The organism is Acidovorax sp. YS12 (assembly GCA_021496925.1).
Taxonomy (GTDB): Bacteria; Pseudomonadota; Gammaproteobacteria; order Burkholderiales; family Burkholderiaceae_C; genus Paenacidovorax.
On sequence record CP053915.1, the window covers coordinates 825,918 to 852,555 of the forward strand.

Annotated in this window: 27 protein-coding genes; 18 read left to right on the top strand and 9 right to left on the bottom strand. The window is 69.8% G+C overall.

The window, feature by feature from the left end; translation table 11 throughout:
- Nucleotides 1-48 precede the first annotated feature (48 nt).
- The 7 genes from YS110_03900 to YS110_03930 all read left to right on the top strand — a co-directional run bounded on the left by YS110_03900 (nucleotide 49) and on the right by YS110_03930 (nucleotide 6,647).
- Nucleotides 49-1,245 carry an aspartate/tyrosine/aromatic aminotransferase gene (locus YS110_03900; protein UJB63971.1) on the top strand — a complete coding sequence of 399 codons (1,197 nt, stop codon included), beginning with the start codon at nucleotides 49-51 and terminating at the stop codon, nucleotides 1,243-1,245.
- A complete protein-coding gene (locus YS110_03905; GenBank protein ID UJB63972.1) occupies nucleotides 1,229-1,843 on the top strand; it encodes a nucleotidyltransferase family protein in 615 nt (204 codons plus the stop codon). The genes YS110_03900 and YS110_03905 overlap by 17 nt, the downstream gene beginning before the upstream one ends.
- A gap of 291 nt (nucleotides 1,844-2,134) precedes the next feature.
- On the top strand, nucleotides 2,135-2,998 hold the full coding sequence (locus YS110_03910; protein ID UJB63973.1) for a branched-chain amino acid ABC transporter permease: 864 nt from the start codon (nucleotides 2,135-2,137) through the stop codon (nucleotides 2,996-2,998).
- A 4-nt stretch (nucleotides 2,999-3,002) separates the two neighbouring features.
- Nucleotides 3,003-3,977 (top strand): branched-chain amino acid ABC transporter permease, encoded by a 975-nt coding sequence (locus YS110_03915; GenBank protein ID UJB63974.1) that lies wholly within the window; start codon nucleotides 3,003-3,005, stop codon nucleotides 3,975-3,977.
- A complete protein-coding gene (locus tag YS110_03920) occupies nucleotides 3,964-4,728 on the top strand; it encodes an ABC transporter ATP-binding protein (protein ID UJB63975.1) in 765 nt (254 codons plus the stop codon). Before YS110_03915 ends, YS110_03920 begins: the two co-directional genes overlap by 14 nt.
- Nucleotides 4,715-5,422, top strand: a complete 708-nt coding sequence (locus YS110_03925) for an ABC transporter ATP-binding protein (protein UJB63976.1) — start codon at nucleotides 4,715-4,717, stop codon at nucleotides 5,420-5,422. Before YS110_03920 ends, YS110_03925 begins: the two co-directional genes overlap by 14 nt.
- Before the next feature lie 58 nt (nucleotides 5,423-5,480).
- Nucleotides 5,481-6,647 (top strand): ABC transporter substrate-binding protein, encoded by a 1,167-nt coding sequence (locus YS110_03930; GenBank protein ID UJB63977.1) that lies wholly within the window; start codon nucleotides 5,481-5,483, stop codon nucleotides 6,645-6,647.
- 81 nt (nucleotides 6,648-6,728) lie between these two features.
- Here the strand turns inward: YS110_03930 and YS110_03935 are convergent, their stop codons facing one another.
- Nucleotides 6,729-7,529: an IclR family transcriptional regulator gene (locus tag YS110_03935; GenBank protein ID UJB63978.1), complete on the bottom strand. Its 801-nt coding sequence runs from the start codon at nucleotides 7,527-7,529 to the stop codon at nucleotides 6,729-6,731.
- Entirely contained in the window at nucleotides 7,526-8,401 is an 876-nt protein-coding gene (gene ygiD / locus YS110_03940) for a 4,5-DOPA dioxygenase extradiol (GenBank protein ID UJB63979.1), read from the bottom strand. The genes YS110_03935 and ygiD overlap by 4 nt, the downstream gene beginning before the upstream one ends.
- Nucleotides 8,402-8,511: 110 nt before the next feature.
- On the opposite strand from ygiD, the gene YS110_03945 reads away from it, so the two are divergent.
- The 3 genes from YS110_03945 to YS110_03955 all read left to right on the top strand — a co-directional run bounded on the left by YS110_03945 (nucleotide 8,512) and on the right by YS110_03955 (nucleotide 11,266).
- Nucleotides 8,512-9,402 (top strand): CoA transferase, encoded by an 891-nt coding sequence (locus tag YS110_03945; GenBank protein UJB63980.1) that lies wholly within the window; start codon nucleotides 8,512-8,514, stop codon nucleotides 9,400-9,402.
- Nucleotides 9,399-10,046: a DUF1294 domain-containing protein gene (locus YS110_03950; protein UJB63981.1), complete on the top strand. Its 648-nt coding sequence runs from the start codon at nucleotides 9,399-9,401 to the stop codon at nucleotides 10,044-10,046. The genes YS110_03945 and YS110_03950 overlap by 4 nt, the downstream gene beginning before the upstream one ends.
- A gap of 140 nt (nucleotides 10,047-10,186) precedes the next feature.
- Nucleotides 10,187-11,266: a hypothetical protein gene (locus YS110_03955; protein ID UJB63982.1), complete on the top strand. Its 1,080-nt coding sequence runs from the start codon at nucleotides 10,187-10,189 to the stop codon at nucleotides 11,264-11,266.
- A gap of 153 nt (nucleotides 11,267-11,419) precedes the next feature.
- Here YS110_03955 and YS110_03960 read toward each other — a convergent pair whose 3' ends face one another.
- Complete coding sequence (locus YS110_03960; protein UJB63983.1) at nucleotides 11,420-13,858, bottom strand: YgiQ family radical SAM protein; 2,439 nt, start codon at nucleotides 13,856-13,858, stop codon at nucleotides 11,420-11,422.
- A 213-nt stretch (nucleotides 13,859-14,071) separates the two neighbouring features.
- Here YS110_03960 and YS110_03965 point away from each other — a divergent pair, with 213 nt between their 5' ends.
- The 7 genes from YS110_03965 to YS110_03995 all read left to right on the top strand — a co-directional run bounded on the left by YS110_03965 (nucleotide 14,072) and on the right by YS110_03995 (nucleotide 20,097).
- Nucleotides 14,072-15,190: a branched-chain amino acid ABC transporter substrate-binding protein gene (locus YS110_03965; protein UJB63984.1), complete on the top strand. Its 1,119-nt coding sequence runs from the start codon at nucleotides 14,072-14,074 to the stop codon at nucleotides 15,188-15,190.
- A gap of 381 nt (nucleotides 15,191-15,571) precedes the next feature.
- A complete protein-coding gene (livH, locus tag YS110_03970; GenBank protein ID UJB63985.1) occupies nucleotides 15,572-16,498 on the top strand; it encodes a high-affinity branched-chain amino acid ABC transporter permease LivH in 927 nt (308 codons plus the stop codon).
- Nucleotides 16,498-17,757: a high-affinity branched-chain amino acid ABC transporter permease LivM gene (locus tag YS110_03975; GenBank protein UJB63986.1), complete on the top strand. Its 1,260-nt coding sequence runs from the start codon at nucleotides 16,498-16,500 to the stop codon at nucleotides 17,755-17,757. The genes livH and YS110_03975 overlap by 1 nt, the downstream gene beginning before the upstream one ends.
- Nucleotides 17,757-18,527 (top strand): high-affinity branched-chain amino acid ABC transporter ATP-binding protein LivG, encoded by a 771-nt coding sequence (livG, locus tag YS110_03980; protein ID UJB63987.1) that lies wholly within the window; start codon nucleotides 17,757-17,759, stop codon nucleotides 18,525-18,527. The genes YS110_03975 and livG overlap by 1 nt, the downstream gene beginning before the upstream one ends.
- Entirely contained in the window at nucleotides 18,527-19,237 is a 711-nt protein-coding gene (locus YS110_03985; GenBank protein ID UJB67336.1) for an ABC transporter ATP-binding protein, read from the top strand. The genes livG and YS110_03985 overlap by 1 nt, the downstream gene beginning before the upstream one ends.
- Nucleotides 19,237-19,830 (top strand): YigZ family protein, encoded by a 594-nt coding sequence (locus YS110_03990; GenBank protein ID UJB63988.1) that lies wholly within the window; start codon nucleotides 19,237-19,239, stop codon nucleotides 19,828-19,830. Before YS110_03985 ends, YS110_03990 begins: the two co-directional genes overlap by 1 nt.
- A gap of 60 nt (nucleotides 19,831-19,890) precedes the next feature.
- Nucleotides 19,891-20,097 (top strand): YjfB family protein, encoded by a 207-nt coding sequence (locus tag YS110_03995; protein ID UJB63989.1) that lies wholly within the window; start codon nucleotides 19,891-19,893, stop codon nucleotides 20,095-20,097.
- Between the two features lie 72 nt (nucleotides 20,098-20,169).
- On the opposite strand, the gene YS110_04000 is transcribed toward YS110_03995, so the two are convergent.
- The 6 genes from YS110_04000 to rlmB all read right to left on the bottom strand — a co-directional run bounded on the left by YS110_04000 (nucleotide 20,170) and on the right by rlmB (nucleotide 25,491).
- On the bottom strand, nucleotides 20,170-21,105 hold the full coding sequence (locus YS110_04000; GenBank protein ID UJB63990.1) for a M48 family metalloprotease: 936 nt from the start codon (nucleotides 21,103-21,105) through the stop codon (nucleotides 20,170-20,172).
- Entirely contained in the window at nucleotides 21,102-21,608 is a 507-nt protein-coding gene (locus YS110_04005; protein ID UJB63991.1) for an SH3 domain-containing protein, read from the bottom strand. Before YS110_04005 ends, YS110_04000 begins: the two co-directional genes overlap by 4 nt.
- 37 nt (nucleotides 21,609-21,645) lie before the next feature.
- The gene (locus tag YS110_04010) at nucleotides 21,646-23,520 is read right to left on the bottom strand and encodes an adenylate/guanylate cyclase domain-containing protein (protein UJB63992.1); all 1,875 of its coding nucleotides are present in this window, start codon (nucleotides 23,518-23,520) and stop codon (nucleotides 21,646-21,648) included.
- Nucleotides 23,521-23,647: 127 nt separating this feature from the next.
- On the bottom strand, nucleotides 23,648-23,986 hold the full coding sequence (locus YS110_04015) for a QacE family quaternary ammonium compound efflux SMR transporter (protein ID UJB63993.1): 339 nt from the start codon (nucleotides 23,984-23,986) through the stop codon (nucleotides 23,648-23,650).
- Between the two features lie 4 nt (nucleotides 23,987-23,990).
- Nucleotides 23,991-24,731: an NAD-dependent deacylase gene (locus YS110_04020; GenBank protein ID UJB63994.1), complete on the bottom strand. Its 741-nt coding sequence runs from the start codon at nucleotides 24,729-24,731 to the stop codon at nucleotides 23,991-23,993.
- Nucleotides 24,732-24,735: 4 nt separating this feature from the next.
- Nucleotides 24,736-25,491, bottom strand: coding sequence for a 23S rRNA (guanosine(2251)-2'-O)-methyltransferase RlmB (gene rlmB / locus YS110_04025; GenBank protein ID UJB63995.1), 756 nt, complete (start codon nucleotides 25,489-25,491; stop codon nucleotides 24,736-24,738).
- Between the two features lie 66 nt (nucleotides 25,492-25,557).
- Between rlmB and YS110_04030 the strand changes: the two genes are divergently transcribed.
- Complete coding sequence (locus YS110_04030) at nucleotides 25,558-26,619, top strand: Dyp-type peroxidase (protein UJB63996.1); 1,062 nt, start codon at nucleotides 25,558-25,560, stop codon at nucleotides 26,617-26,619.
- Nucleotides 26,620-26,638: the final 19 nt, after the last annotated feature.

Below are 26,638 nucleotides of genomic sequence, written 5' to 3' on the forward strand. Positions count from 1 at the left end.
GCGGCGCTAGAATCCCAGGCTTCGTCTCTAACCGCTTGCACACGCATCATGTCCCTTTTCTCTGCCGTCGAAATGGCCCCCCGCGACCCCATCCTGGGGCTCAACGAGCAATTCAACGCTGACTCCAACCCCAACAAGGTCAACCTGGGCGTGGGCGTGTATTTCGACGACAACGGCAAGCTCCCCCTGCTTGCCTGCGTGCAGGCCGCCGAGAAGGCCATGATGGAAAAGCCCGCCGCGCGCGGCTACCTGCCCATCGACGGCATCGTCGCCTATGACAACGCCGTCAAGGGCCTGGTGTTCGGCGCCGATTCCGAGCCCGTCACCTCCGGCCGCGTGGCCACCGTGCAGGCCATCGGCGGCACCGGCGGCCTGAAGATCGGCGCCGACTTCCTCAAGAAAGTCAGCCCCGATGCCAAGGTGCTGATCTCCGACCCGAGCTGGGAAAACCACCGCGCCCTGTTCACCAACGCCGGCTTCACGGTGGACACCTACGCCTACTACGACGCCGCCAAGCGCGGCGTGAACTTCGGCGGCATGCTGGCCAGCCTGAACGCCGCCGCGCCCGGCACCATCGTCGTGCTGCACGCCTGCTGCCACAACCCCACGGGCTACGACATCACGCCCGCGCAGTGGGACCAGGTGGTGGCCGCCGTCAAGGCCAAGGGCCTCACGGCCTTCCTCGACATGGCCTATCAGGGCTTCGGCCACGGCATCGCCGAGGACGGCGCCGTGATCCAGAAGTTCGTCGCCGCCGGCCTGAGCTTCTTCGTCTCCACCTCGTTCTCCAAGAGCTTCAGCCTGTACGGCGAGCGCGTGGGCGGCCTGTCGGTGCTGTGCGCCGACAAGGAGGAAGCCAGCCGCGTGCTGAGCCAGCTCAAGATCGTCATCCGCACCAACTACAGCAACCCGCCCACGCACGGCGGCGCCGTGGTGGCCGCGGTGCTCGGCAGCCCCGAGCTGCGCGCCCTGTGGGAAAAGGAACTGGGCGAGATGCGCGCGCGCATCAAGGCCATGCGCCAGAAGCTGGTCGACGGCCTGAAGGCCGCCGGCGTGCAGCAGGACATGTCGTTCATGACGCAGCAGATCGGCATGTTCAGCTACTCGGGCCTGACCAAGGAGCAGATGGTGCGCCTGCGCAGCGAGTTCGGCGTGTACGGCACCGACACCGGCCGCATCTGCGTGGCGGCGCTCAACAGCAAGAACATCGACTACGTCTGCCAGGCCATTGCCAAGGTCATCTGACGGTGCCGCGGCGGCGCTGCGCCGCCGCTTCGTGAGCCAAGCGCTCCAGAACCCGCACAACGCGGCCATTCTGGAGCGTTTGCCGCTTCTGGGCCTGCCCGACGCCTGGCTGGTGGCGGGCTGCCTGTTCCAGACCGTGTGGAACCTGCGCTCGGGCTGCGCGCCCACGGTGCACATCAAGGACTACGACCTGTTCTACTTCGACGCGGCGGACCTGTCCGCACACGCCGAACAGGCCGTGCAGGCCGGGGCGAGCGCGCTCTTCGCCGACCTGCCCATCGCCGTCGAGGCCAAGAACCAGGCACGCGTGCACCTCTGGTACGAGGACTGGTTCGGCCACCCCTACCGCGCGCTGCGGTCGTCGCGCGAGGGCATCGAGCGCTTCCTCATCCCCTGCACCTGCATCGGCCTGCAACCCGGCGCGAACCGCCACGCGCCCACGCTGTATGCGCCCAACGGGCTGGAGGAGCTGTACGCGGGCCTGCTGCGGCCCAACCCCCTGTGCCCGCACCTGGCGCTGTTCCGCGCCAAGGCGCAAAGCTACCAGGCGCGGTGGAACTGGCTGGAAATCCGGGAACCGGCCAGCGTGCGGGAATAAGCATGTTTTAGGCCTCCAGCCCTTACCCATCAAGCGCTGGAAGCTATCAAAAGCAGAGCTGCCCGCGCACCGCGCCCGCCCCCTCCCCGGCCGCCCGTGCCCATGGCCTGTCATGTAGGTTACTCCGCGGCCCCCTGATTGGCGGGGGTTTACCCGCGCCGTTCCGCTGTGCAGAATTTCCGGGTTGTCCGGCGTTCGTCCATCGCCCAAAGTTGGCTCCAGCGGCACGTTTTCCGGCGTGCCCGCAGCAGTCAAGGAGGCATGCATGAACCACGGCGGCAAGGAGGCGTGATGGACACGCTCCTGCAACAAATCCTCAACGGCCTGACCCTGGGCGGCATCTACGGCCTCGTGGCCCTGGGGCTGACGCTGGTGTACGGCATCCTGCACGTGCCCAACTTCGCGCACGGCGCCTTCTACATGGTGGGCGCGTTCGTCTCGTTCCACGCCATGAACGCCTGGGGCTGGAACTACTGGGTGGCCATGGCCGCCTCGGCGCTGGCGGTGGCGGCGCTGGCCGTGGCCAGCGAGCGGCTGGTGTTCCACCCGCTGCGCAAGGCCTCGGGCATCCACCCGATGATCGCCGCCATCGGCGTGCTGCTGTTCCTGGAGGCGGCGGCGCAGGCGCTGTGGGGCGCGGACTTCCAGCGCATGCAGACGCCCTACACCGCCATCGTGGACCTGGGCGGCATCACCGCGCCAGCGCAGCGCCTGCTCATCATCGCGGCGGCCTTCGCGCTGATGGTGGCGCTGCACCTGTTCCTCACGCGCACCACCATGGGCGCCACCATCATCGCCATGGCGCAGAACCGTGAGGGCGCCTCGCTCGTGGGCATCGACGCCCACCGCGTGGCCATGCTCACCTTCGCCATCTCGGGCGCGCTGGCGGCGGTGGCGGCCACGCTGTACGCGCCGATCAACCTGGTCTACCCGGCCATGGGGCACCTGGTCATCACCAAGGCGTTCGTCATCATCATCCTGGGCGGCATGGGCAGCGTGCCCGGCGCCATCGCGGGCGGCCTCATCATCGGCTTCGCCGAGAGCTTCGGCGCCTACTACGTCTCCACCGACTACAAGGACATCATCGCCTTCGTGCTGCTGGTGGTGATCCTGTCGATGCGCCCGCAGGGCCTGTTCGCCAAGAGGGGGCACTGAAGCCATGCGCAGATTCATCGACAGCCACGCCGCCTGGGGCCTGCTGCTGGCCGCGGGCCTGGCCTTTCCCTGGGCCACGGGCAACGACTACCACCTCACGGTGATGAGCACGGCCTACATCTTCGCCATCGCCACGCTGGGGCTGAACCTCATCACCGGCTACACCGGCCAGCTCAACCTGGCGCACGCGGGCTTCATGGCCGTGGGCGCGTACACGGTGGGCATCCTCACCGTGGACCACGGCTGGACCTTCTGGGGCGCGCTGGCGCTGTCGGGCGCAGCGTGCGTGGCGCTGGGCTGGTTCATCGGCATCGTCTCGCTGCGGCTCAAGGGGCACTACTTCTCGATCTTCACGCTGTGCGTGGGCTACATCATGTTCCTGGTGATCGAGAAGTGGGAGAGCCTCACGCACGGCACGGTGGGCATCATGGGCATCCCCGCGCCCGAGCCTATCGGCACGCTGGCGTTCGAGTCGCCGCTGGCGCTGTACTACCTGACGCTGGCCTTCCTGGTGCTGGCCGTGTGGGTGATGCGGCGCATCGTCAAGTCGCTGCTGGGGCGCACTTTCATCGCCATCCGCAACGGCGACGAACTGGCCGAGGCGCTGGGCATCAACCTGATGCGCAACAAGGTGCTGGCGTTCCAGCTCAGCGTCTGCTACGCGGGCCTGGCGGGCGGGCTGTACGCGGGCTTCGTTCGCTTCATCGGCCCCGGCGTGGCAGGCGTGGAACACACCTTCGACATGATGATCTTCATGCTCGTCGGCGGCCTGGGCACGGTGCTGGGGCCGCTGCTGGGCGCGCTGGCCATGCCGTGGCTCACGCAGTCGCTGCAGTTCCTGCAGGAGTACCGCTTCATCGTCTTCGGCCCCATCCTGGTGGCGCTGGTGATCTTCCTGCCCCACGGCGTGGTGGGCAGTTTTCTCGCGTGGCAGGCACGCCGCGACGCCAAGGAGGGCAAGCCCCATGCTCAAGATTGACCGGCTGACGAAGAAGTTCGGCGGGCTGGCCGCCGTGAACAACGTCAGCACCACCATCGAGGAAGGCAAGATCAACGCCATCATCGGCCCCAACGGCGCGGGCAAGACGACGTTCTTCAACCTCATCGCCGCCACGCACCGGCCCACCAGCGGCACCATCACCTTCGGCGGGCGCGACGTGACCGCGCTGCGCCCCGACCAGGTGGCGCGCCTGGGCATCGCGCGCACCTTCCAGAGCACCACGCTGTTCGACCACGCCACGGTGCTCGACAACCTCATCGTCGGCCACCGCCTGCGCACGCGCGCGGGCCTGTGGGACGTGCTGCGCGGCTCCAGCCTGCTGCGCGAGGAGGAGCGCGTGTGCCGCGAGAAGGCGCGCGAGGCGCTCGACTTCGTCGGCCTGTCGCACATCGCCCACCGCCTGGCGGGCGACGTGACGCAGGAGGAGCGCAAGCGCGTGGCCTTCGCGCTGGCGCTGGCCACCGACCCCCGGCTGATGCTGCTCGACGAACCCGCCGGCGGCGTCAACCCCGAAGAGACCGAGGGCCTGGCCGCGCTGATCCGCAAGATCGTGCGCCACGGCATCACGGTGGCGCTGATCGAGCACAAGATGAACATGATCATGCGCCTGGCCGACAAGATCCTGGTGCTGAGCTATGGCGAGAAGATCGCCGAGGGCACGCCCGAGCAGATCCGCCGTGACCCCGCCGTGATCGACGCCTACCTGGGGAGCGAGCATGCTGAAGTTTGAGAATGTCTCGCTGCGCTACGGCAGCTTCCTGGCGCTCGACCAGGTGAGCCTGCACGCCGCCCCGGGCGAACTGGTGGTGCTGCTGGGCGCCAACGGCGCGGGCAAGAGTTCTCTGTTCCTCACGGCCAGCGGCATCCACAAGGCCGCGGGCGGCGCCATCACCTGGAACAGCCAGGCGCTGACGGGCCGCAAGCCCTCGGCCATCGTCCAGGCCGGGCTGGTGCAGTGCCCCGAGGGGCGCAAGCTGTTCCCGCAGATGAGCGTGCGCAAGAACCTGGAGCTGGGCGCCTACGTGCACCGCCGCGACCCCGGCCCGAGCGCGAAAACGCTCGAAGAGGTGCTCGACCTGTTCCCCATCCTGCGCCAGAAGCAGCACGACCCGGCCGGCTCGCTCTCGGGCGGGCAGCAGCAGATGGTAGCCATCGGCCGCGCCATGATGGGCCGCCCCCAGGTGCTGCTGCTCGACGAACCCTCGCTCGGCCTAGCGCCGCTGGTCATCAAGCAGATGTTCGAGACCATCCAGCGCATCAACCAGGGCGGCACCACCGTGCTGCTGGCCGAGCAGAACGCCTACGCGGCGCTGCGCATCGCGCACCGGGCCTACGTGCTGGAGAGCGGCCGCATCGTGCGCGAGGGCCGGCCCGCCGAGCTGCTGGCCGACGACTCGATCCGCAAGGCGTACATCGGCGCCTGACCTTTTCCCCCCATTTCTTTCCCCGTTTTTACCCCCGTCACTTCCCAAGGAGACAGACATGCGCGCATTCCCCCTGTTCACCCGCCGCCGCCTGACCGCCGTGGCCCTGGCCAGCGGCCTGCTGGCGGCCGGTCCCGCCATGGCGCAGGAGGTGGTCAAGATCGGCTACTCCGGCCCGCTCTCGGGCGGCGCGGCGCAGTACGGCAAGAACGTGCTCGACGGCATGCAGCTGGCCGTGGCCGAGCTCAACGCCGCCGGCCCCGAGATCGCGGGCAAGAAGGTGAAGATCGAGATCGTGCCGCTGGACGACAAGTACAACCCGTCCGAAACCGCCATCAACGCCCAGCGCCTGGCGCAGCAGCACAAGACGCCCGCCATCCTGGTGCCGCACTCGGGCGGCATCTTCGCGCTGCAGACCACCAACGAGCGCAACAACTTCATCGTGCTGGCCTACAGCTCGGTGCCGCAGATCACCAGCCGGGGCAACAAGCTGACGCTGCGCATCCCGCCCGAATTCACCAGCTACATCGAGCCCTTCTCCAAATACACCATGGAGCGCTTCGGCAAGAAGGTGGCCATGGTGGGCGCCGACCACGACTACGCCAAGGCCTGGGCCGCCCTCTTCAAGCCCGGCTGGGAAAAGCTCGGCGGCACCGTGGTGGCCGAGAACCCGATGAGCTACAACCGCGCCACCGACTTCTACAGCGGCGTGAGCAAGGCGCTGGCCGAGAAGCCCGACGTGCTGTTCGTCGGCGGCGCCTCCGAGCCCACGGCGCTGGTCGTCAAGCAGGCGCGCGAGCTGGGCTTCAAGGGCGGCTTCGTGGTCATGGACCAGGCCAAGCTCGACGAAATGGCGCGCGTGGTCGGCGGCTACGGCCCGCTCGAAGGCGCCATCGGCGTCATGCCCGTCTCCGAGGACGGCAAGGCCGAAACCAAGGCCTTCGTGGAGCGCTTCGGCAAGGCCTACCCGGGCCGCATCCCCGGCTCGGAGGCGCAGTGGAACTACACCGCCGTCCATGCCACCGTGAAGGCCATGCAGCTCGCGGGCACGGCCAGCGACGCCAAGGCCATCCAGGCCAGGCTCGACGAAGCCTACAAGGCCCTCGCGCCCGGCGTGAACCCCGGCGGCATCAAGGGCGTGGACGAACGCGGCGGCACCCTGTCCGAGGAGCGCGGCGCGGGCGTGCGCGGCGGCAAGATCGAGGTCGTCAAGACCGGCGCGTGAGCGGCACGGCCGTCTTTTTCGCCATTTAGCTATTAAAAATGGAGCTTCCAGCGCTTGCCCAGCAAGGGCTGGAGGCCATTTTCACCCTACACGGCCAATCGCCTGCTGCAGGCGGCGCACCAGGCGCTCCAGCTCGGGCTGGGCGCGCTGGCGCAGGAAGTCCGCCGACACGACGTGGCCCGGGCCGCCGCAGCTCACCGCCATCAGCGGCAGGCCGCGCCCCGGCGCGAACGCCAGGGCCACGGCGTTGATGCCCGGATGCCAGTCGCCGAACGAATGGCACACCCAGGGCTGGGGCGCGTCCCGGGCCACGGGCCACTGGGGCAGTTGCGCCTGCGCCACCTGCCACTGCTCGGGCGCATGGGCCTGCAGGTAGTCCAGCGCCTGCTGCCGCTCGGCGGCGGTGCTGGCCGCCAGCCAGGCGCGGCCCATGGCGGTGGTGGCCAGCGGAATGCGCGCGCCCATGTCCAGGTCGGAGAAGAACGTCTGCGGGCTCGGGCAGTGCTCGATATAGACCATGTTGTGCCGGTCGCGCGTGGCCAGGGCCACCTCGGCCTGGGTCTGGGCCGCGAGCCTGTGCATCAGCGGCCGGGCCATCTGCCGCACGTCCAGCCCCGACAGCATGGCGCTGCCCAGCGCCAGCGTGGCCGTGCCCAGGCGGTACTTGCCCTCCTGCGGCACGTGCAGCAGGTAGCCCAGCGCCGTCAGCGTGCAGGTCAGCCGCGAGACAGTGGACTTGGGCAGGCCGCAGCGCCTGGCAATGTCCTGGTTGCCCAGCAGCTTCTCGCCCGAGCGGAAGCACGACAGCACCTCCAGCCCGCGCGCCAGCGCGGTGACGAAACGGCGGTCATCGGCATCGGCCGGGGCGGGCCGCAGGGTCATGGGGCGGCCCCTTCCCACAGCACCGAGCGCATCGACAGCGACGCGGCCTGGAACCCGGTGTTGAAGAAGCGCGGCACGTCGCCCGCCTGCACCGCGCCGGCGGCGTACAGCAGCGGCAGGAAATGGTCGTGCGTGGGGTGGGCCAGTTGGGCCACCGTGCCCCACTGGGCGAAGCCCGCCAGCGCGTCCAGCTGCCCGCTCTTGACCAGGTCGGCCACGCGCGCGTCGAACCCGCTGGCCCAGGTGTAGGCCGCGTTGATGCCGGTGCCCATGCGCATCGCCTCCAGGTTGTGCACCACGTTGCCGCTGGCCACGATGAGCACGCCGCGCTGGCGCAGGGGCGCGAGCTGCCGCCCCAGCGCCAGGTGCTCGGCGGGCGGGCGCGCGTAGTCCATGCTGAGCTGCACCACCGGAATGTCCGCCGCCGGGAACATGGGCTTGAGCACGCTCCAGGCGCCATGGTCCAGGCCCCACTCGTTCTCATCCCCGCCCTCGTCCACGCCCAGCGGCTTGCCCGTGGCGGGCGAGCGCAGCTGCGCCGCCAGCGCCCGCGCCACGGCGGGCGCCCCCGGCGCGGGGTACTGCTGCTCGAACAGGATGCGCGGAAAGCCGCTGAAATCGTGCAGCGTGCGCGGCCGCGCCATGCCCGTGAGCCACCAGCCGCCGCGCGTCAGCCAGTGCGCCGAGATGCACAGGATGAGCTGCGGCCGCACCGGCCGCGCCAGCAGCTCGCGCCCCAGGTCCTGCCAGGTGTGGTGCCAGGCGTTCTGCTCGATCGCGTTCATCGGGCTGCCATGGCCGACGAACAGCACCGGCAGGCGCGGCGAGGGTTGCAGGGCCAGCGGCGGCGCGGCATCGGGCAGTGAATTCATCGAAACTCCGGCAAAAGGGCGGCAAAGAATGGCACAGGGCGGCGTCGGCATGCTGCCACAAGCCGCCATTTTGTTTGTATAACCCCCTGTCCCCTTCTTGACCCGCGACCATGCCCCTCCAGCCCTTGCAGCCCCTCGCCCAGACCCGCATCCTCAGCCTGGCCCTGAACCTCCCCGGCCCCGCCGCCCTGCTGCGCTGCCGCGCCATGGGCGCCGAGTGCACCAAGCTGGAGCCGCCCGCGCCCGCCGGCCAGGCCAGCGCCGACCCCATGGCCGCGTACTGCGCGCCGGCCTACGCGCAGATGCACGAGGGCGTGCGCGTGCTGCAGGCCCACCTGAAGACGCCCGAGGGCCAGGCCGCGCTGCACGCCGAGCTGGAACGCAGCGACGTGCTCATCACCTCCTTCCGCCCCTCGGCCCTGGCCAAGCTCGGCCTGGGCTGGGAGGCGCTGCAGGCGCGCTACCCGCGCCTGTCGCTGGTGCGCATCGTCGGCGCCGCGGGCGCGCGCGCCGAAGAAGCCGGCCATGACCTGACCTACCAGGCGGAGGCCGGGCTGGTGGCCGGCACCGCCATGCCGCCCTCGCTCTACGCCGACATGGGCGGCGCCCTGGTGGCCAGCGAGGCCGTGCTGCAGGCCCTGCTGGCGCGCGCGGCCAGCGGGCGCGGCGCGTGCATCGAGGTGCCGCTGGCCGGCGCCGCCCAGTGGCTCGCCCTGCCCCGCCACTGGGGCCTGACCGCGCCCGGGGGCGACACCGGCGGCGCCCACGCGGGCTACCGCGTCTACCCCTGCGCCGACGGCCTGGTGGCCCTGGCCGCGCTGGAGCCGCACTTCGCCGCGCGACTGTGCGAGGCCGCCGGCCTGCCACCCGATGCCGACCCGCGCGCCGCCGCCACGCACGAAGGCGTGGCGCGCTTCGTGCAGGGGCAAAGCCGCGCGGCGCTCGACGCCTTGGCCCAGGCACGCGACATTCCGCTGTACACGCTGAACGGCGGCGCATGACGGCACAAGGCACCGTGCGAAGCTGGAACGCCGAAAAAGGGTTCGGCTTCATCCAGGGCACGCACAGCAGCAACGTGTTCTTCCATGTTCGCGACTTTCGCGGCGCAGGCGCCCCCGCCGTAGGCATGGCCGTGGTGTACGAGGAAATCCAGGTCGGCGGCAAAGGCCCTCGCGCCATGCAGGTGCGCCCCGCCAAAGCCACAGCGCCTGCTGCACCACGGCCCCGGCCGCCAGCGAAGCCCCAGCGCCGCAGCATGCAGGCGCCCGCAGGAAGCGGCCTGGCCCTGGCGCTGATGCTGCTGTGGCTCGGCCTGCTGGCCTGGGGCGCTGCCACCCGCGCGCTGCCGCCGTGGGTGCTGGGCGCCCTGGGCCTGCTCAACGCGGCCACTTTCCTCGCCTACGCGCTGGACAAGGACGCCGCACAAAAAGGCCGCTGGCGCACCAGCGAAAAGCACTTGCACCTGCTCGCCCTGCTGGGCGGCTGGCCTGCGGCGTGGTGGGCGCAACAATGGCTGCGCCACAAATCGTCGAAAGCGGAATTCCGCGCGGTGTACTGGGCCACGCTGCTGCTGAACTGCGCGGCGCTGGCGGTGCTGGTGTGGCGGCCCGCCTGGGCACGGCCTTTTTTGCTCTCTTTTCAATAGCTGGCACCGCTTCATTGGCGAGGGACAGGGCCTGAAAAGCACCTGAAACGCTGATGCACCAAGCGCTGCCAGCGCTCGTACAATCAAGACCTCTGCCCCGCTCTTTGCGGGGTAGCCCCCAGCCACGAGGTGCCCAGCCCATGCCATTACACAAACTCTCCCCTCTTTTCGTTCTTCTTCTGGCCGCCTGCGGCGGCGGTGGCGGTGACAATGGCACGCCTGCCAGCGAAAGCCGCGTGCTGCTGGAGCGGGTGGCCGGCCCGGCGGGCGACAGGCCAGGCGCGGCCACTGACCCGGCGCGCGGCTGCGTTGACGGCCCGGCTTCGGACATCCTCCTGGGCGGGGGCGATGCCCTGGCCATTGCGGCGAACGGGCAGACGCTGTACCTGGATGAGCACGGCATGTGCGATGGGCGCTATCGCATCCGCCAGCTCGACCTGGCCACCGGCCGGGTCACGACGCTGGCCACCAGCGCCGGGCGGCCCGCGCCGGACGCGCCCGTGCCGGTGCAGTTGCCCAGCTTTCTCACCCCCACCGCGCTGGCGCAGGCGCCGGACGGCACGCTGCTGATTGCCGACAGCGAAGTCTTCAGCGGCGGCCCGGCCCTCTCCTGGCGCACCCGGCCCGGGCTGGGCCATGGCGTGTGGGCGCTGGCGCCTGGCGGTGCCTTGCGCCAGGTGGCCGGGTTCGCCCAGCCCACGGGCACGCCCATGGCCGATGGCACGGGGCCAGGCGCGGTCTTCGCGTCGATTACCGCCCTCTGCGCCGACGCCCAGGGCGGCGTCTACCTCGAAGACCTGGGCCGCGTGCGCCGGCTGACGGCCGATGGCAAGGTGCAGACGCTGGCCGGCGCACAGGCCCATGGCCTGTATTGCGGCCCGGCAGGCCAGGCCCTGACGACCACGCGCCAAGCAGACGGCACCTACCGGCTGGCGGCGCTGCCCTCGGGGCAGACGCTCGGCGCCTGGGACGCGGCGAGCACCCCCTATGCCCCGGCAAGCGCGCGGACGGCGTGGGCTTGGGCGCCCGGGGCGCTGGTCCTGGCCGATCTGGAAAGCGGCAAGGGCCTGCCGGGCGCGCGCGTCCCGCTCAATACCTCGGGCGCATTGCAGATCGCGGGCCAGGCGTACACCCCCACACGCGAGGCGCTGCGGGCGGCCAGTGGCGAAGTGGCCTATCTGCGTACCGCCTACGGCATCGTGCGCATGACGTACCGTTGAAGCCAGCGCTATCGAATCGGTAGCTGCTAGCGCTTGCTGGGGCTTTATTTACGGTACATTTGATCGGGAAACCGAAGCACAACAAGCGCCAGCAGCTACTGAAAAAATAGCGCCAGTTCATGAAGCTGCCGGCGGCATGCGTCCCCGATCCGGCTACCGCCCCTTCTTCCGTGGCTTGGCCGCGCCCGTCGCACGCGGCGGCAGGCCGGTGTGCTGCGTGAGCACCTGCCCGGGCCGCGGATCGGCGCGGCGAAAGCGCACGTCGCCCTGCGGCTCCTGCGCCTCCTGCGGGCGGCGGCGCAGCGCCACGGCCTTGCCGTCCTTGTTCACGGTGTAGCCGAGTCCGCCGCCCTTGCCCTGGGGCGCGGCACCGGCCTTGGCGCCGCAGCCGGTCATGGGCTGGAAGGTCGGGATCAGGTGGTGCTTGCCGTTGCCGATCAGGTCGGCGCGGCCCATGGCCTTGAGCGCCTCGCGCAGCAGCGGCCAGTTGGCCGGGTCGTGGTAGCGCAGGAAGGCCTTGTGCAGGCGGCGGCGCTTCTCGCCGCGCACGATGTCCACGCGCTCGCCGCGTTCGTCGCGGTGCACGCCCTTGAGCGGGTTGTAGCCCGAGTGGTACATGGCCGTGGCGGTGGCCATGGGGCTGGGGTAGAAGGTCTGCACCTGGTCGGCGCGAAAGCCGTTCTTCTTCAGCCAGACGGCGAGGTTCATCATGTCCTCGTCGCTGGTGCCGGGGTGCGCGGCGATGAAGTACGGGATCAGGTACTGCTTCTTGCCCGCCTCCTCGGTGAACTTCTCGAACAGCACCTTGAAGCGGTCGTAGTTGCCGATGCCCGGCTTCATCATCTTCGACAGCGGCCCGGCCTCGGTGTGCTCGGGGGCGATCTTCAGGTAGCCGCCCACGTGGTGCTGCACCAGTTCCTTGATGTACGCGGGCGAGCGCAGCGCCAGGTCGTAGCGCAGGCCGGAGCCGATGAGGATTTTCTTGATGCCGCGCAGCGCCCGGCCGCGACGGTAGATGCGGATCAGCGGATCGTGGTTGGTCGTCAGGTTCTGGCAGATGCCGGGGAAGACGCAGCTGGGTTTGCGGCAGGCGGCCTCGATCTCAGGGCTGCGGCAGCCCAGGCGGTACATGTTGGCCGTGGGGCCGCCCAGGTCGGAGATGGTGCCGGTGAAGCCCTGCACCTTGTCGCGCACGTCCTCGATCTCGCGCAGGATGGAGTCTTCCGAGCGGCTCTGGATGATGCGCCCCTCGTGCTCGGTGATGGAGCAGAAGGTGCAGCCGCCGAAGCAGCCACGCATGATGTTGATGGAGAAGCGGATCATCTCCCACGCCGGGATCTTGGTCACGCCGTCGTGGCGGCCGTGCTCGTCGGCGTAGCGCGGGTGCGGGCTGCGCGCGTACGGCAGGTCGAACACCTGGTCCATCTCGGCCGTGGTGAGCGGGATCGGCGGCGGGTTGAGCCACACGTCGCGCGCCGTGGCGCCCTCGCCGTGCGCCTGCACCAGCGCGCGGGCGTTGCCGGGGTTGGTCTCCAGATGCAGCACGCGGTTGGCGTGGGCGTAGAGCACCGGATCGCTCTTGACCTGCTCGTAGCTGGGCAGGCGCACCACGCTCTTGTCGCGCGGCGGCAGGCTGCGGCGCGCGGCCAGCGCCGGGTTGGGCACGAAGCGCAGCGGCTGGGCCACGGGTTGGGCGTCTTTTTGGTCTCCAGCGCTTGTCCCGCAAGCGCTGGCAGCTCCTGAATCAGGAGCATCGCCCTGCGCACAGCTGGCGCCCTGGGCCGAGGCCTGCTCGCTGGTGGTCTGGTAGGGGTTGATGAGCGCGTCGATGCGGCCCGGCGTGTCCACGGTGCTGGAGTCGATCTCGAACCAGCCCTGGCCGGTGTCGTCGCCCGGGCGGCGCACGAAGGCGGTGCCGCGCACGTCGGTGATGCGCTCCACGGGCTCGCGCGCGGCCAAGCGGTGCGCGATCTCGACCAGGGCGCGCTCGGCGTTGCCGTACAGCAGCAGGTCGCACTTGCTGTCCACCACGATGGAGCGGCGCACCTTGTCGCTCCAGTAGTCGTAGTGGGCGATGCGGCGCAGCGAGCCCTCGATGCCGCCGAGCACGATCGGCACGTCCTTGTACGCCTCGCGGCAGCGCTGGCTGTAGACGATGGCGGCGCGGTCGGGGCGGCGGCTGCCCTCGGCGCCGGGGGTGTAGGCATCGTCGCTGCGGATCTTGCGGTCCGCCGTGTAGCGGTTGATCATGGAATCCATGTTGCCCGCCGTCACGCCCCAGAACAGGTTCGGCCGGCCCAGGGCCATGAACGGCTCGCTGCTGTGCCAGTCGGGCTGGGCGATGATGCCCACGCGAAAGCCCTGCGCCTCCAGCACGCGGCCGATCACGGCCATGCCGAAGCTCGGGTGGTCCACGTAGGCGTCGCCGGTCACCAGGACCACGTCGCAGCTGTCCCAGCCGAGCTGCTGCATCTCCTCGCGGCTCATGGGCAGGAACGGCGCCGTGCCGAAGCGCTTGGCCCAATAGGGGCGGTAGCTGCCCAGCGGCTTGGCGTCGCGCGGGAAAAAGGAAACGTCTACGGGGGCGTTCATGGCTGGCAGGTGGGCTGGCGGGGGGAGCGTGGGCGGGCGCGCCAGTGTAGTGGGCCGGGCCTTGGCGGGGCTGGCCTGGGGTTTCTCCTTGATCCAGCGCGAAAAGGAGCCCCCATGGAAAACGGTAGACTTGCGGTCTTCGCTCAGGCGGGCAAAAAAACCAAGAGTTTTCGTGCCAGCGCCTTTTTGTTCATCCAGGTACCAGGAGACACCATGAATACCCCCTTTCGCATGAAGACCGTGGCAGCAGCCCTCGGAATGGCCGGCGCGCTGTTCGCCGCAGGCGCCCATGCCCAGATCAAGATCGCCGTGGTCGGCCCCGGCACGGGCCCCGTCACCCAGTACGGCGACATGGTCAAGGAAGGTGTCAATACCGCGGTTGAAATGGCCAACGCCGCCGGCGGCATCAACGGCAAGAAGATCGAGATCGTGGCCGTGGACGACGCCTGCGAGCCCAAGCAAGGCCCGGTGGCCGCCAACCGCGTCATCAACGACAAGATCCACTACGTGGTCGGCCCCGTGTGCTCGGGCGCCAGCATCGCCGCCGCGCCAATCTACAACAACGAGGGCGTGGTCGTCGTGACCCCCTCGGCCACCTCGCCCGCGCTGACCGAGGGCAAGAACTACCACTTCATCTTCCGCACCATCGGCCGCGACGACCAGCAAGGCCCCGCCGCCGCCAAGTTCATCACCGAACACGTCAAGCCCAAGAAGGTCGCCGTGCTGCACGACAAGCAGTCCTACGGCCAGGGCATCGCCGCCTCGGTGCGCGACGACCTGAAGAAGGCCGGCGTGGCCGTGGCGCTGTTCGAAGGCATCAATGCCGGCGACAGCGACTACTCCGCCGTCATCACCAAGCTCAAGAGCGCGGGCGTGGACTTCGTCTACTACGGCGGCTACCACCCCGAAATGGGCCTGCTGCTGCGCCAGGCCTCCGAGCAGGGCCTGAAGGTGCGCATGATGGGCCCCGAGGGCGTGGGCAACCCCGAAGTGAACGCCATCGCCGGCCCGGCCGTGGAAGGCATGCTGCTGACGCTGCCCGCCGACTTCGCCTCCAACCCCAAGAACGCCGCCATCGTGAAGGCCTTCAAGGACAAGAAGCGCGACGCCGCCGGCGCCTTCCAGCTGTCGTCGTACGCTGCGGCCCAGGTCATCATCGACAGCATCAAGGCCGTGGGCGACGACCCCGCCAAGGTTGCGGATCACATGCACAAGGCCACGTTCGAGACGCCCATCGGCCCCGTGAGCTGGAACAAGGGCGGCGACCTGAAGTCCTTCGACTTCCAGGTGTTCCAGTGGCACAAGGACGGCACCAAGTCGGTCGCCAAGTAAGCGCATAGAACGTGTTTGCGACCTTTTCATGGTGCCCGCAAGGCAGCAAAGCGCCGCAACCTAGGCGCGCGCCGCTGGCCATGCTGGCGGCCTGGCCAAGGTGCGCAACGACGGGTGCGGCGCTTGGCTGCCTTGCCCGGAGGGTTGCCCCGCAAAGGCGGCATCTGCGGCGTTGCAAATGCTCGCCGGGCCACCAGCCCGGCTGCGCTTTGCGCCTTGCACCTGCCGCCTTTGCGGGGCAACGGGCACCATGAAAAGGTCGTAAACACGTTCTTTTCCCCGCCCCGACACCCACCCCACAAGGGACAGCGGTGGTCGGGGCTTCGTATTTTCCGGGGTATCCCCCTTCTTCGTTTTCTTCTCTTTATCGAGAGGCCCAGGATGTCTGAACTCCTGCCGCAGCTGGTACAACAGCTCTTCAACGGCCTGTCGCTCGGAGCGATCTATGCGCTGATTGCCATCGGCTACACCATGGTGTACGGCATCATCGGCATGATCAACTTCGCGCACGGCGAAATCTACATGATCGGCGCCTATGCGGGCCTGGTCACGCTCGCGGCCATCGGCACGCAAAGCGGCCTGCCGGTGGCCGTGGTCATCGGCCTGATGCTCCTCATGGCCGTGCTCGTCACGGGCGTGTACGGCTTCGTGGTCGAACAGGTCGCCTACAAGCCCGTGCGCAACGGCCCGCGCCTGGTGGCGCTGATCTCGGCCATCGGCATGTCGATCTTCCTGCAGAACTGGGTCGCCCTGGGCCAGGGCGCGCGCGACATGGCCGTGCCCTCGCTGCTGCCCGGCGCGCTGCGCTTCGGCGCCGAAGACGGCTTCGAGATCTTCGTGCCCTACACCCGCGTGCTCATCATCGCAGTGACGGTGGTGCTGATGATCGCGCTCACGCTGTACATCAAGCACTCGCGCATGGGCCGCGCCTCGCGCGCCTGCTCGCAGGACATGCACATGGCCGGCCTGCTCGGGATCGACGTGAACCGCGTGATCTCGTTCACCTTCATCCTCGGCGCCATGCTGGCGGCCGTGGGCGGCGTGCTGATCGCGCTGGCCGTGGGCAAGCTCAATCCGTTCATCGGCTTCATCGTCGGCGTCAAGGCCTTCACGGCGGCGGTGCTCGGCGGCATCGGCAGCATTCCCGGTGCCATGCTGGGCGGCGTGCTGCTGGGCGTGGCCGAGACGTTCGCCGCCGCCTACATCTCGTCGGAATACAAGGACATCGTGGCCTTTGGCCTGCTGGTGCTGATCCTGCTGTTCCGCCCCACCGGCCTGCTGGGCAAACCCGAGGTGGAGAAAGTCTGATGAGCGCCGCCATCCACACCTCCACGCGCCCCACCTGGCGCCAGAACCTCGCCCACGCGCTCACGGCCGCCGTGCTCACCGCCGTGGTGGTCACGCCCATCTTCGGCCTGCACCTGGAGCGCGCCGGCATGCGCACCGTGATCCAGCAGAACTGGAGCACCGTGGCCTGGGCCTGCCTGCTGGTCTTCGTGGTGCAGATGCTGCGCCCCCTGCTGTCCAGCAGCAGCATGCGCCTGCCGCGCTTCCAGTTGCCCGCCATTCCAGCGCGCCAGCGCAGCATCTGGATCGCCGCCGCGCTGCTGCTGGCCGTGGCCTGGCCTTTCTTCGCCGGCCGCAACGCGGTGGACATCGCCACGCTGGCCATGATCTACGTCATGCTCGGCCTGGGACTGAACGTCGTCGTCGGCTTCGCCGGCCTGCTCGACCTGGGCTTCGTCGGCTTCTACGCCGTCGGCGCCTACACCTATGCGCTGCTGTTCCACTGGGCCGGCTGGAGCTTCTGGGAAGCCCTGCCGCTGGCCGGCGCCGCGGCCGCGCTGTTCGGCTTCGTGCTCGGCTTTCCGGTGCTGCGCCTGCGCGGAGACTACCTGGCCATCGTGACGCTGGGCTTCGGCGAGATCATCCGCCTGCTGCTGGTCAACCTCACCGACTGGACCGGCGGCCCGGACGGCATCTCCAGCATCCCCAAGCCCTCGGTCTTCGGCTTGGAGCTGGCCCGCAGCCCCAGCGTGGAAGGCGGCACCACGTTCCACCAGTTCTTCGGGCTGGAATTCAATTCCATGCACATGGTGATCTTCCTGTACCTGATGGCGCTGGCGCTGGCCGTGGCCACGCTGTGGATCTCCAACCGGCTGATCCGCATGCCCATCGGCCGCGCCTGGGAGGCGCTGCGCGAGGACGAGATCGCCTGCCGCTCGCTCGGCCTGAACCCGATGAAGATCAAGCTCTCGGCCTTCACGCTGGGCGCCATGTTCGCGGGCTTCGGCGGCGCCTTCTTTGCGGCGCGCCAGGGCATCGTGAATCCCGAGTCGTTCACGTTCATCGAGTCGGCGCTGATCCTCGCCATCGTGGTGCTGGGCGGCATGGGCTCGCAGTTGGGCGTGATCCTGGCTGCCATCCTGCTCACCGTACTGCCGGAGCTGGCGCGCGAGTTCGCCGAGTACCGCATGCTGATCTTCGGCCTGGTCATGATCCTCATGATGGTGTGGCGCCCGCAGGGCCTGCTGCCCATGCAGCGCCACCAGGTGGAGGTGAAGTGATGGCCGGCAACAGCTTTTTGCAAGTCGATGGCCTGAGCATGCGCTTTGGCGGCCTGCTGGCCGTCGATGGCGTGGCCTTCGGCGTCAAGGACCGCGAGATCTTCGCCATCATCGGGCCCAACGGCGCGGGCAAGACCACGGTGTTCAACTGCATCAGCGGCTTCTACCGCCCCAGCACCGGCCGCATCAGCCTGCAGGGGCAGGACCTGGCCGGCCTGGGCAGCCACACGGTGGCGCAGCACGGGCTGGTGCGCACGTTCCAGAACGTGCGCCTGTTCAAGCACATGACGGCGCTGGAAAACCTGCTGGTGGCCCAGCACCGCCACCTGCGCACCGGCCTGCTGCCCGGCCTGTTCAAGACGCGCGGCTACCGCGAGAGCGAGCAGAAGGCCCTGGACAACGCGCTGCACTGGCTCGACTACATGGGCCTGCGCGCGTTCGCCAACCGCGAAGCTGGCAACCTGGCCTACGGCCACCAGCGGCGCCTGGAGATTGCGCGCTGCATGGTCACGCAGCCGCGCGTGCTCATGCTCGACGAGCCCGCCGCCGGCCTGAACCCCCAGGAGAAGAAAGACCTGCAGGGCCTGATCGAGCAGCTGCGCCAGCAGTACGGCGTGGCGGTGCTGCTGATCGAGCATGACATGAGCCTGGTGATGGGCGTGTCCGAGCGCATCTTGGTGATGGAGCACGGCCGCCCCATCGCCCTGGGAACGCCCGAAGCGATCCGCAACGACGAGCGCGTGATCAAGGCCTACCTGGGAGAAGAATGATGCAAGCCATGCTGGAGCTGAAAGGAATCAGCACCCATTACGGCGCGATCTGCGCCGTCAACAACGTGAGCCTGCACGTCGACCAGGGCGAGATCGTCTCGCTCATCGGGTCCAACGGCGCGGGCAAGACCTCGCTGCTGATGACCGTGTGCGGCAACCCGCGCGCCAGCGGCGGCAACGTGCTGTTCGAGGGGCAGGACATCACCAACCAGTCCTCGCACCTCATCATGCGCAAGGGCATCGCCATCTCGCCCGAGGGGCGGCGCGTCTTTCCGGCGCTCACGGTGGTCGAGAACCTGCAGATGGGCGGCTTCTTCCTCGCCAAGGACGAAATCGCCGCCGGCATGGAGCACGTGTTCAAGCTCTTCCCGCGCCTGCGCGACCGGGCCGGCCAGCGCGCCGGCACCATGTCGGGCGGCGAGCAGCAGATGCTGGCCATCGGCCGCGCGCTGATGAGCCGGCCGCGCCTGCTGCTGCTGGACGAGCCGACGCTGGGCCTGGCGCCGCTGATCATCGCGCAGATCTTCGAGATCATCCAGGCCATCCGCGCCGATGGCGTGACGGTGTTCCTGGTCGAGCAGAACGCCAACCGCGCGCTGCAGATCGCCGACCGCGGCTACGTGCTGGAAAACGGCCGCCTCGTTCTGGAGGACACCGGGGCCAACCTGCTCAAGAACGACGACGTGCGCAAGGCCTACCTCGGTCATTGATGGCCCAGACCCTGGCCGCCCCCGCGCACAGCGAGCTGATCATCAAGAAAAGCCGCTTCATCGGCTGCGTGCAGCCGATGCCCGACCGCGCCAGCGCCCAGGCCGCGGTCGATGCGCTGTGGCAGCAGCACCCGGGGGCGGCGCACGTCTGCTGGGCGCTGCTCGCGGGCGGCCAGTCGGCCGCCGTCGATGACGGCGAACCCAGCGGCACCGCCGGCCGTCCCATGCTCGACGTGCTGCGCCACCAGGCGCTGGAAGGCGTGCTGGCCACCGTGGTGCGCTATTTCGGCGGCGTCAAGCTCGGCGCGGGCGGCCTGGTGCGCGCCTACACCGACTGCGTGGCCCAGGCGCTGCTCACCGCCCCCAAGGTCACGCTGCAGCGCATGGCCACGCTGCGCTGCGAAGTGCCCTACGCGCTGGAGGGCCTGCTGCGCCGCGAAATCGCCGCCGCCAAGGCGGAACTGCTCGGCGTGGAGCACGGCACGGCGCTGGTCGCGCTGCAGTGGCGCCTGCCCGAGCCGGACGCCCCCGCGCTGGTGCAGCGCATCAACGACGGCTGCCAGGGACGCGCGGGCTGGAGCGATCCGCGCTGAAAACGCTCAAGAACCCCGCGCCGCCGCCGATAATGGGGCAAGCCTTTACTGGAGACCGCCATGGACGTCAGCCTTTCCAACAGCATCATGCACACCGCCACCGCGATGAAGAACGCCGAGACCGCCAACGCGGTGCAGGTGAACGTGCTGAAAAAGTCCATGGACATGCAGGAAAACGCAGCAGCCCAGCTGCTCCAGACCCTGCCCCAGCCGCAGCAGCTCGCCGCATCGGGCACCCTGGGCACGCAGGTCAACACCTACGCCTGAAAGCGCCTGCCCCACAACGTGAAACAGCCCGCAGATGCGGGCTGTTTGCTTTGGTAGGGCGAACAGGCGCTGCTACAGCTTGCGGCGCATCGCCAGATAGCGCGCCTCGTTGGTCACGTTCGACGCCGCGGCGAACTTGCTGCCCAGCAGCGGCTCCAGCCTGCTGGCGCGCTCGGCCGGGGCCGGGTGGGTGCTGAAGAGCATCTGGTAGTTGGCGTCGCTGCCCGAGCCGCTGGCCGCGTACATGCGCAGCACCTTCGGCAGGCCGTTGGCCTGGTAGCCCGCGCGCGCGGCGTACAGCAGGCCCTGGCGGTCAGCGTCGAACTCGTCGGACTGGTCCAGCCCCTTGGCGTACAGGTTGCGCACGGCGTTGACCATGGCGGCCGTCATGGCGCCGCCGTTGCGCGTCTGCGTCTGCACGATCCCACCCGCGATCTGCGCGAAGCCGCCCTTCTTCAATGCGCTCAGATAATGGCCGCGCACCACGTGCGCCACCTCGTGGGCCAGCACGCCGGCCAGCTCGGCCTCGTTGTTCAGCTTGCGCAGCAGCCCCACGGTAACAAACACGTAGCCGCCCGGCGTGGCGTAGGCGTTCACGGCGTCCGAGTCGATCACGCCGAAGCGCCAGGCGAACTGGATGTCGCGCCCGTCCTTGTCCTTGGGCGGCTCGGCCTGCAGCGCCACCCACCAGCCCACCTGGTTCACGTAGCGCTGCACCGCATCGTTGCGCAGCAGGGGGCGCGCGCCCAGCAGCACCGAGGAGAACTCCTGCCCCAGTGCGCGCTGCTCCTGCGGCGAATAGTCCTTGAACACGGCCGAGGCGCCACTGACCACGTCCTGGATGCCATTGGCCATGCCGGCCGAATTGCCGCTGCCGCCCATGGCGCCGCCAAGGGCCGCCGCCAGTCCACCGGCGCCGCCGCCGACGTTGGGCATGGTTTCGCAGCCCGGGAGCAAGAAGGCCGCGGCCAGCGCGGCCGCCCCGATTTTCCAGCGTCGCGTGTTCATTGCTCAGCTCCTGTGTAGGCGGGAATCGGCTGCGCCTTGAGCTTGCCGCCCTGGGCGAACTGCTGGGCCTGGGCCGCGTTGATGGCAAAGCCCTCCATGCGGCTGACCTCGGCGGGCGCGGGCTGGGCGTTGGCCAGTTGCTCCTGCGTCAGGCCGCGCGTGCCGGTCGTGGCCGTCGGGGTGTTGCTGCTGGCGCTGAACACGCCCGAAATCCCCGTCAGCGGGTTGCCCCCCGCCGAAGGCGCGGCGGCGGCGGCCGAGCGCACGTGGGTGGAGCGCACCCAGCCCTCGCTGCCCTTGAAGCGCACGCGCAGCCAGCCGCCCTGCTGCTGCAATTGCTCCACCTGCGCGCCCACGGGCAGCGCAGCCAGCGACTTGGCATTGAGCACCGGGCTGGCGCGCAGCTCGGTGGCCGTGGACACCTGCAGCGACTGGGCCTGGGCCCAGCCTGCCAGCGCGAGCACGGTGGCGGCGGCGAGCCGCCGGACGGTGGCAATTTTCATAGGAACCTCTCTTTGCTATGGTTTTCAACGCAGCGAATCATGCGGGCTCCCCGTTGCAGCGCCTGGGGCGCGGCTCAAACAACCGCACCGCCTGTTCCCGGCCCTTGACCTCGAAGGCCCCCCGGTCGATGAAATCGAACGCCTCGCCGCATTGTGCGCGCGTCGCCTCGGAAACGAGCACCGTGGCAACCCCCTTGGTGCAGCCCTCGATGCGGCTGGCCAGGTTCACGGTGTCGCCGATGGCCGTGTAGTCCAGGCGGCGCGGCGTGCCCAGAAAGCCGACCACCGCCGGGCCGGTGTGCACGCCGATGCCGATGGCGAAGCGCACCGCCGGGTCCTCGCGCGCCAGGTCGCCGGCAAAGCGCTCCAGCGCCTCGGCCATGCCCAGCGCGGCCTGCACGGCCAGCACGGCGTGCTGCGGCTGCGCCATGGGTGCGCCCCAGAAGGCCATGATGGCGTCGCCGATGAATTTGTCGAGCGTGCCCTGGTGGCGGAAGATCACCTCGACCTGCATCTCGAAATAGCGGTTCAGCAGCGCCACGATCTCCTCGGGCCGGCGGTGCTCCGACAGGCTGGTGAAGCCCCGGATGTCGGAAAACAGCACCGTCACCTCACGGCTGGCCGACACCTGGGCCTGCGCCACCTGGGCCGGCTCCGACAGCGCGGTGGCGATGCGCGGATCGACGAAGCGCGCGAACATGGCCTGCACGTGGCGGCGCTGCGCCATCTCCAGCCGCGCCGACAGCAGGCCGAACGCCAGCAGCGCCACGCCCCCCAGCACCAGGGCCGACACCGGAATCCAGTACACCTGCGCCTGCAGCGCCGCCAGCGCCCCGGCCAGGGCCAGCAGCACCGCCAGCGCGAACCCGGCCATGGTGGCCGCCTGCGGCAGGCGTGCGGCGAACGCCAGGCCCAGCGCCGCGACCAGGCCCAGCGCCAGCGCCGGGCTGGCCCAGGCCGGCGCGGGCCGCAGCCAATCGCCCTGGGCCAGGTTGGCCACGCCCGTGGCCAGCACGAAGGGCCCGGGCGTGGTCGCGGCCACCGGCGTGGGCACGAAGTCGTGCAGGCCGCTGGCGGTGGCGCCGATGATGATGACCTTGCCGCGCGCGTCGAACGGCAGTTGCCCGTCGCCCGTCTGCGTGGCCAAGTAGGCCCGGGCGTAGGGAATGCGCGTGAACTCGCGCCCATACCAGTGCAGGCGAAAGCGCGGCTGCGGCGGCTGCGGCAGCCCCAGGTCGTGCGCCACGCGGCCCAGCAGGTGCGGAATCCACCAGCCCTGCACGTCGCGGCCCAGCTCGGTGCTGCGGCCGATGCCGTCGTCGTCCTTGATGAAGTTGATGTAGCCGGTGCGCCAGACCTCGGGCGGCAGCGCCGTGGGGCCGTCGATGCCGTAGCGCGCATCAGGCTGCGCGCCCGGCCCGGGGCGGATGCCCATGGCCGGCGGCGCCAGCGCCAGCGGCGCCTGCTGGGCCGCATCCTCCAGCAGGACCATGGGCACGTAGGCGCGCTCGAAGGCCAGGGCCTCGGCCAGCGCGGCATCGTTCTCCGGGCGGAAGCGGTCGGGCGGCGAAAGGATCAGGTCGAGCAGGATGGCGCGCGGCTGCTGGCGCGCCAGCGCGGTGATCAGCTCGGCATGGATCACGCGCGGCCAGGCCCAGGCGCCGGCCAGCTCGAACATCTGCGGGTCCTTGAGCGAGGGCTGGTCGATGTCGATGATGACCACGTCCTGCGGCGGCACCCTGCCCTGCGCATGCCAGCGCAGCAGCACGTCGCCGAAGCGGTTGTCCAGCGCCTCCAGCAGGTGCAGGCCCTGCAGCTCGGCCAGCGCCAGGGCGGCCAGCAGCAGCCCCAGCGCGGCATGGAGCGCGCGGCGCCCCCAGCGCTGGCGCAGTTGCTGTAAAGAGATGTGCACGGCGCGAGTATGGCGGCAGGCGCACACTGGCGTCAACGCGTTTTTGCTCTTTTATTAATAGCTGCTAGCGCTTGACTGCAAAGGGCTGGAGCCTTTTTTTTACTCTGAATTCCCAGCGATGCTGGCGTCAATGCGCCGCCGTCTTGGAGAACAGCTGGATCACCGCCACCCCGGCCACGATGAGGCCGATGCCCAGCAGCGCCGCCAGGTCGAGCTTCTGCCCGTGCAGGAGCCAGCCCAGGGCCGAGATGAGGACGATGCCCAGCCCGGACCACACGGCGTACACCACGCCCGTGGGCAGGCTCTTCATGACCAGCGACAGCATGTAGAACGCCAGGCCGTAGCCCAGCACGCACACCACGCTGGGCAGCAGGCGCGTGAAGCCGTCGGAGGCCTTGAGCGCCGTGGTGGCGGCAACCTCGGCCACGATGGCGATGCCCAGCAGGGCCGTGGGGGGCAATGGCATGGCGTCACTCCTTGGTTTCGGGCGCCAGCAGCGCCGGCAGGCATTGCGCCGCCGTGCCGCGCAGCACGGCATGGGCGGCATCGTCGAGTTCGCTGGGCGCGGGGTTGAGCACCGCCACGCGCGCCCCGGCATCGCGCGCCAGGCGCGCCAGCCCGGCGGCGGGGTAGACGGCGCCCGCCGTGCCCACCACCAGCATCAGGTCGCAGGCGCGCGCGGCCTGCTGCGCCGCCTCCAGCACGGCCAGCGGCAAGGCTTCGCCAAACCAGACCACGCCGGGGCGCAGCAGGTTGCCGCAGCCGCTGCAGTACGGCGGCTCGCCGGCGGCGGCATCTTCCAAATGGCAGCAGGGGCGCGGCGGGTCGAGCCAGCGGTCGGCCAACAGGTCGCCGTGCAGGCACAGCACGTCCGGGCTGCCGGCCTGCTGGTGCAGGCCGTCCACGTTCTGGGTGATGAGCGCCAGGCGCCCGGGGTGGCGCTGCGCGAAATGCGCCAGCGCCAGGTGCCCGGCATTCGGCGCCACGCCGCGCAGCAGCGCGCGGCGGTGCGCATACCAGCGCCAGACCAGGCCGGGCTGGGCACGGTAGCCGGCCTCGGTGGCCATGTCCTCGGGACGGTACCGGGCCCAGTGGCCAGTTTGCGCATCGCGGAAGGTGGGCACGCCCGACTCGGCGCTCATGCCCGCGCCCGTGAGCACGGCAATGCGCCGGGCCGCCTGCAGCCAGGCGCGCACCCGCGCCACGTCCACCGGCCTACCCCCCGCGCTGGCGCAGCGCCTCGTACAGGCACACGGCGCTGGCCACGGAGACGTTCAGGCTCTCCACCGCGCCCTGCATGGGAATGCCGACCAGCTCGTCGCAGGTCTTGCGCGTGAGCTGGCGCATGCCCGGCCCCTCGGCGCCCAGCACCAGGGCCACGGGGCCTTTGAGGTCCACCTGGTACAGGGTCTTGCCGGCATCGCCGCTGGTGCCGATGACCCAGATGTTGCGCTCCTTCAGCTCGGTGAGCGTGCGCGCCAGGTTGGTCACCATGAAGTACGGCACTGTCTCGGCTGCGCCGCTGGCCACCTTGGCCACCGTGGCGTTGATGCCCACGGCGTGGTCCTTGGGCGCGATCACGGCGTGCGCGCCCGCGCCGTCGGCCACGCGCAGGCAGGCGCCGAGGTTGTGCGGGTCGGTCACGCCGTCGAGCACCAGCAGCAGCGGGTTGGCCACGCCGTCGGCTTCGAGCTGGTCGAGCAGTTCGTCCAGCGAGCGCTGCTGCGCCACCGCCTCCACGCGCGCGGCCACGCCCTGGTGGCCGTGGCTGCCGGCCAGCTTGGACAGGCGCAGGCCGTCGGCCTCGATCAGGCGCACCCCGGCCTCCTTGGCGCGCTCGATGAACTGCCGCATGCGCGCGTCGCGGCGCGTGGGCTCGTAGTAGATCTCGATGACGGATTGCGGCGCCGTCTTCAGGCGCACGCCCACGGCGTGGAAGCCGAACAGGACTTTGGGGGTGGAGGCAGACATGGGCGCGATTATCCGGCGGCACCGGCCGGGTAGACTTGCCCGTACCCCCGCCCCCGCTGAAAAACCATGACAGAAGCACAGACCCCCTCCCCCGCCGCCGCCCTGCCCGAACCCCAGGCCGTGACACAGCCGCAGGGCATGGCCGCGCATTTCATCGTGCTCGCCATCGCCCCCGGCGCGGCGGCGGAAGACGCGGTGCGCGGCTTCCTGGGCAACGCGGCCGGCCTGGCGCGCAGCGTGGGTCGGCGCCTGCCGGAGCACCGGCTGTCGCTGGTCGTGGGCATTGGCTCGGACGCCTGGGACCGGCTCTTCGGCGCGCCCCGGCCCGCCGGCCTGCACCCGTTCAAGGAACTGCGCGGCAGCCGGCACCACGCGCCCGCCACGCCGGGCGACCTGCTGCTGCACATCCGCGCGCAGACCGTGGACATGTGCTTCGAGCTGGCCATGCAGGCCATGCGCGCGCTGGAGGGCGCGGTGCAGCCGGTGGACGAGGTGCACGGCTTTCGCTACTTCGACGCGCGCAGCATGGTGGGCTTCGTCGATGGCACCGAGAACCCCGAGGGCCGCGAGGCGCTGGAGGCCACCTGCATCGGCGCCGAGGACGCGGCCTTCGCCGGCGGCAGCTACGCCATCGTGCAGAAGTACCTGCACGACATGGCGGCCTGGAACGCCCTGCCGGCCGAGGAGCAGGAGCGCGTGATCGGCCGCACCAAGCACGACGACATCGAACTGCCCGACGCGGTAAAGCCCGCCAACTCGCACGTCGCCCTGAACGTGGTCGAGGACGAAGACGGCAACGAGCTGGCCATCGTGCGCGCCAACCTGCCCTTCGCCACGCCCTCGCGCGGCGAGTACGGCACCTACTTCATCGGCTACGCGCGCGACCCGGCCGTGACCGAACAAATGCTGGCCAACATGTTCATCGGCCGCCCGCCGGGCAACCACGACCGCCTGCTCGACTACAGCCGCGCCGTGACCGGCACGCTGTTCTTCGTGCCCGCGCAGGCGCAGCTCGAAGCCCTGGCCGAAGGCAACCCCGCAGCGCCCGCGGCCGCCAGCGCGCCAGGCCAGGCCAGCCAGGCCGCGCCGGTGCTGGCTATCGGCTCGCTCAAGGGCCAGCCGCAGTAATCTCTCCCGCCTGTTTGCC

Bases quoted from the DNA above. Each gene is read 5' to 3' on its own strand.
- YS110_03900 (UJB63971.1), top strand. From the start codon at position 49: ATGTCCCTTTTCTCTGCCGTCGAAATGGCCCCCCGCGACCCCATCCTG.
- YS110_03910 (UJB63973.1), top strand. From the start codon at position 2,135: ATGGACACGCTCCTGCAACAAATCCTCAACGGCCTGACCCTGGGCGGC.
- YS110_03915 (UJB63974.1), top strand. From the start codon at position 3,003: ATGCGCAGATTCATCGACAGCCACGCCGCCTGGGGCCTGCTGCTGGCC.
- YS110_03920 (UJB63975.1), top strand. From the start codon at position 3,964: ATGCTCAAGATTGACCGGCTGACGAAGAAGTTCGGCGGGCTGGCCGCC.
- YS110_03925 (UJB63976.1), top strand. From the start codon at position 4,715: ATGCTGAAGTTTGAGAATGTCTCGCTGCGCTACGGCAGCTTCCTGGCG.
- YS110_03930 (UJB63977.1), top strand. From the start codon at position 5,481: ATGCGCGCATTCCCCCTGTTCACCCGCCGCCGCCTGACCGCCGTGGCC.
- YS110_03935 (UJB63978.1), bottom strand. From the start codon at position 7,529: ATGACCCTGCGGCCCGCCCCGGCCGATGCCGATGACCGCCGTTTCGTC.
- ygiD (UJB63979.1), bottom strand. From the start codon at position 8,401: ATGAATTCACTGCCCGATGCCGCGCCGCCGCTGGCCCTGCAACCCTCG.
- YS110_03945 (UJB63980.1), top strand. From the start codon at position 8,512: ATGCCCCTCCAGCCCTTGCAGCCCCTCGCCCAGACCCGCATCCTCAGC.
- YS110_03950 (UJB63981.1), top strand. From the start codon at position 9,399: ATGACGGCACAAGGCACCGTGCGAAGCTGGAACGCCGAAAAAGGGTTC.
- YS110_03955 (UJB63982.1), top strand. From the start codon at position 10,187: ATGCCATTACACAAACTCTCCCCTCTTTTCGTTCTTCTTCTGGCCGCC.
- YS110_03960 (UJB63983.1), bottom strand. From the start codon at position 13,858: ATGAACGCCCCCGTAGACGTTTCCTTTTTCCCGCGCGACGCCAAGCCG.
- YS110_03965 (UJB63984.1), top strand. From the start codon at position 14,072: ATGAATACCCCCTTTCGCATGAAGACCGTGGCAGCAGCCCTCGGAATG.
- livH (UJB63985.1), top strand. From the start codon at position 15,572: ATGTCTGAACTCCTGCCGCAGCTGGTACAACAGCTCTTCAACGGCCTG.
- YS110_03975 (UJB63986.1), top strand. From the start codon at position 16,498: ATGAGCGCCGCCATCCACACCTCCACGCGCCCCACCTGGCGCCAGAAC.
- livG (UJB63987.1), top strand. From the start codon at position 17,757: ATGGCCGGCAACAGCTTTTTGCAAGTCGATGGCCTGAGCATGCGCTTT.
- YS110_03985 (UJB67336.1), top strand. From the start codon at position 18,527: ATGCAAGCCATGCTGGAGCTGAAAGGAATCAGCACCCATTACGGCGCG.
- YS110_03990 (UJB63988.1), top strand. From the start codon at position 19,237: ATGGCCCAGACCCTGGCCGCCCCCGCGCACAGCGAGCTGATCATCAAG.
- YS110_03995 (UJB63989.1), top strand. From the start codon at position 19,891: ATGGACGTCAGCCTTTCCAACAGCATCATGCACACCGCCACCGCGATG.
- YS110_04000 (UJB63990.1), bottom strand. From the start codon at position 21,105: ATGAACACGCGACGCTGGAAAATCGGGGCGGCCGCGCTGGCCGCGGCC.
- YS110_04005 (UJB63991.1), bottom strand. From the start codon at position 21,608: ATGAAAATTGCCACCGTCCGGCGGCTCGCCGCCGCCACCGTGCTCGCG.
- YS110_04015 (UJB63993.1), bottom strand. From the start codon at position 23,986: ATGCCATTGCCCCCCACGGCCCTGCTGGGCATCGCCATCGTGGCCGAG.
- rlmB (UJB63995.1), bottom strand. From the start codon at position 25,491: ATGTCTGCCTCCACCCCCAAAGTCCTGTTCGGCTTCCACGCCGTGGGC.
- YS110_04030 (UJB63996.1), top strand. From the start codon at position 25,558: ATGACAGAAGCACAGACCCCCTCCCCCGCCGCCGCCCTGCCCGAACCC.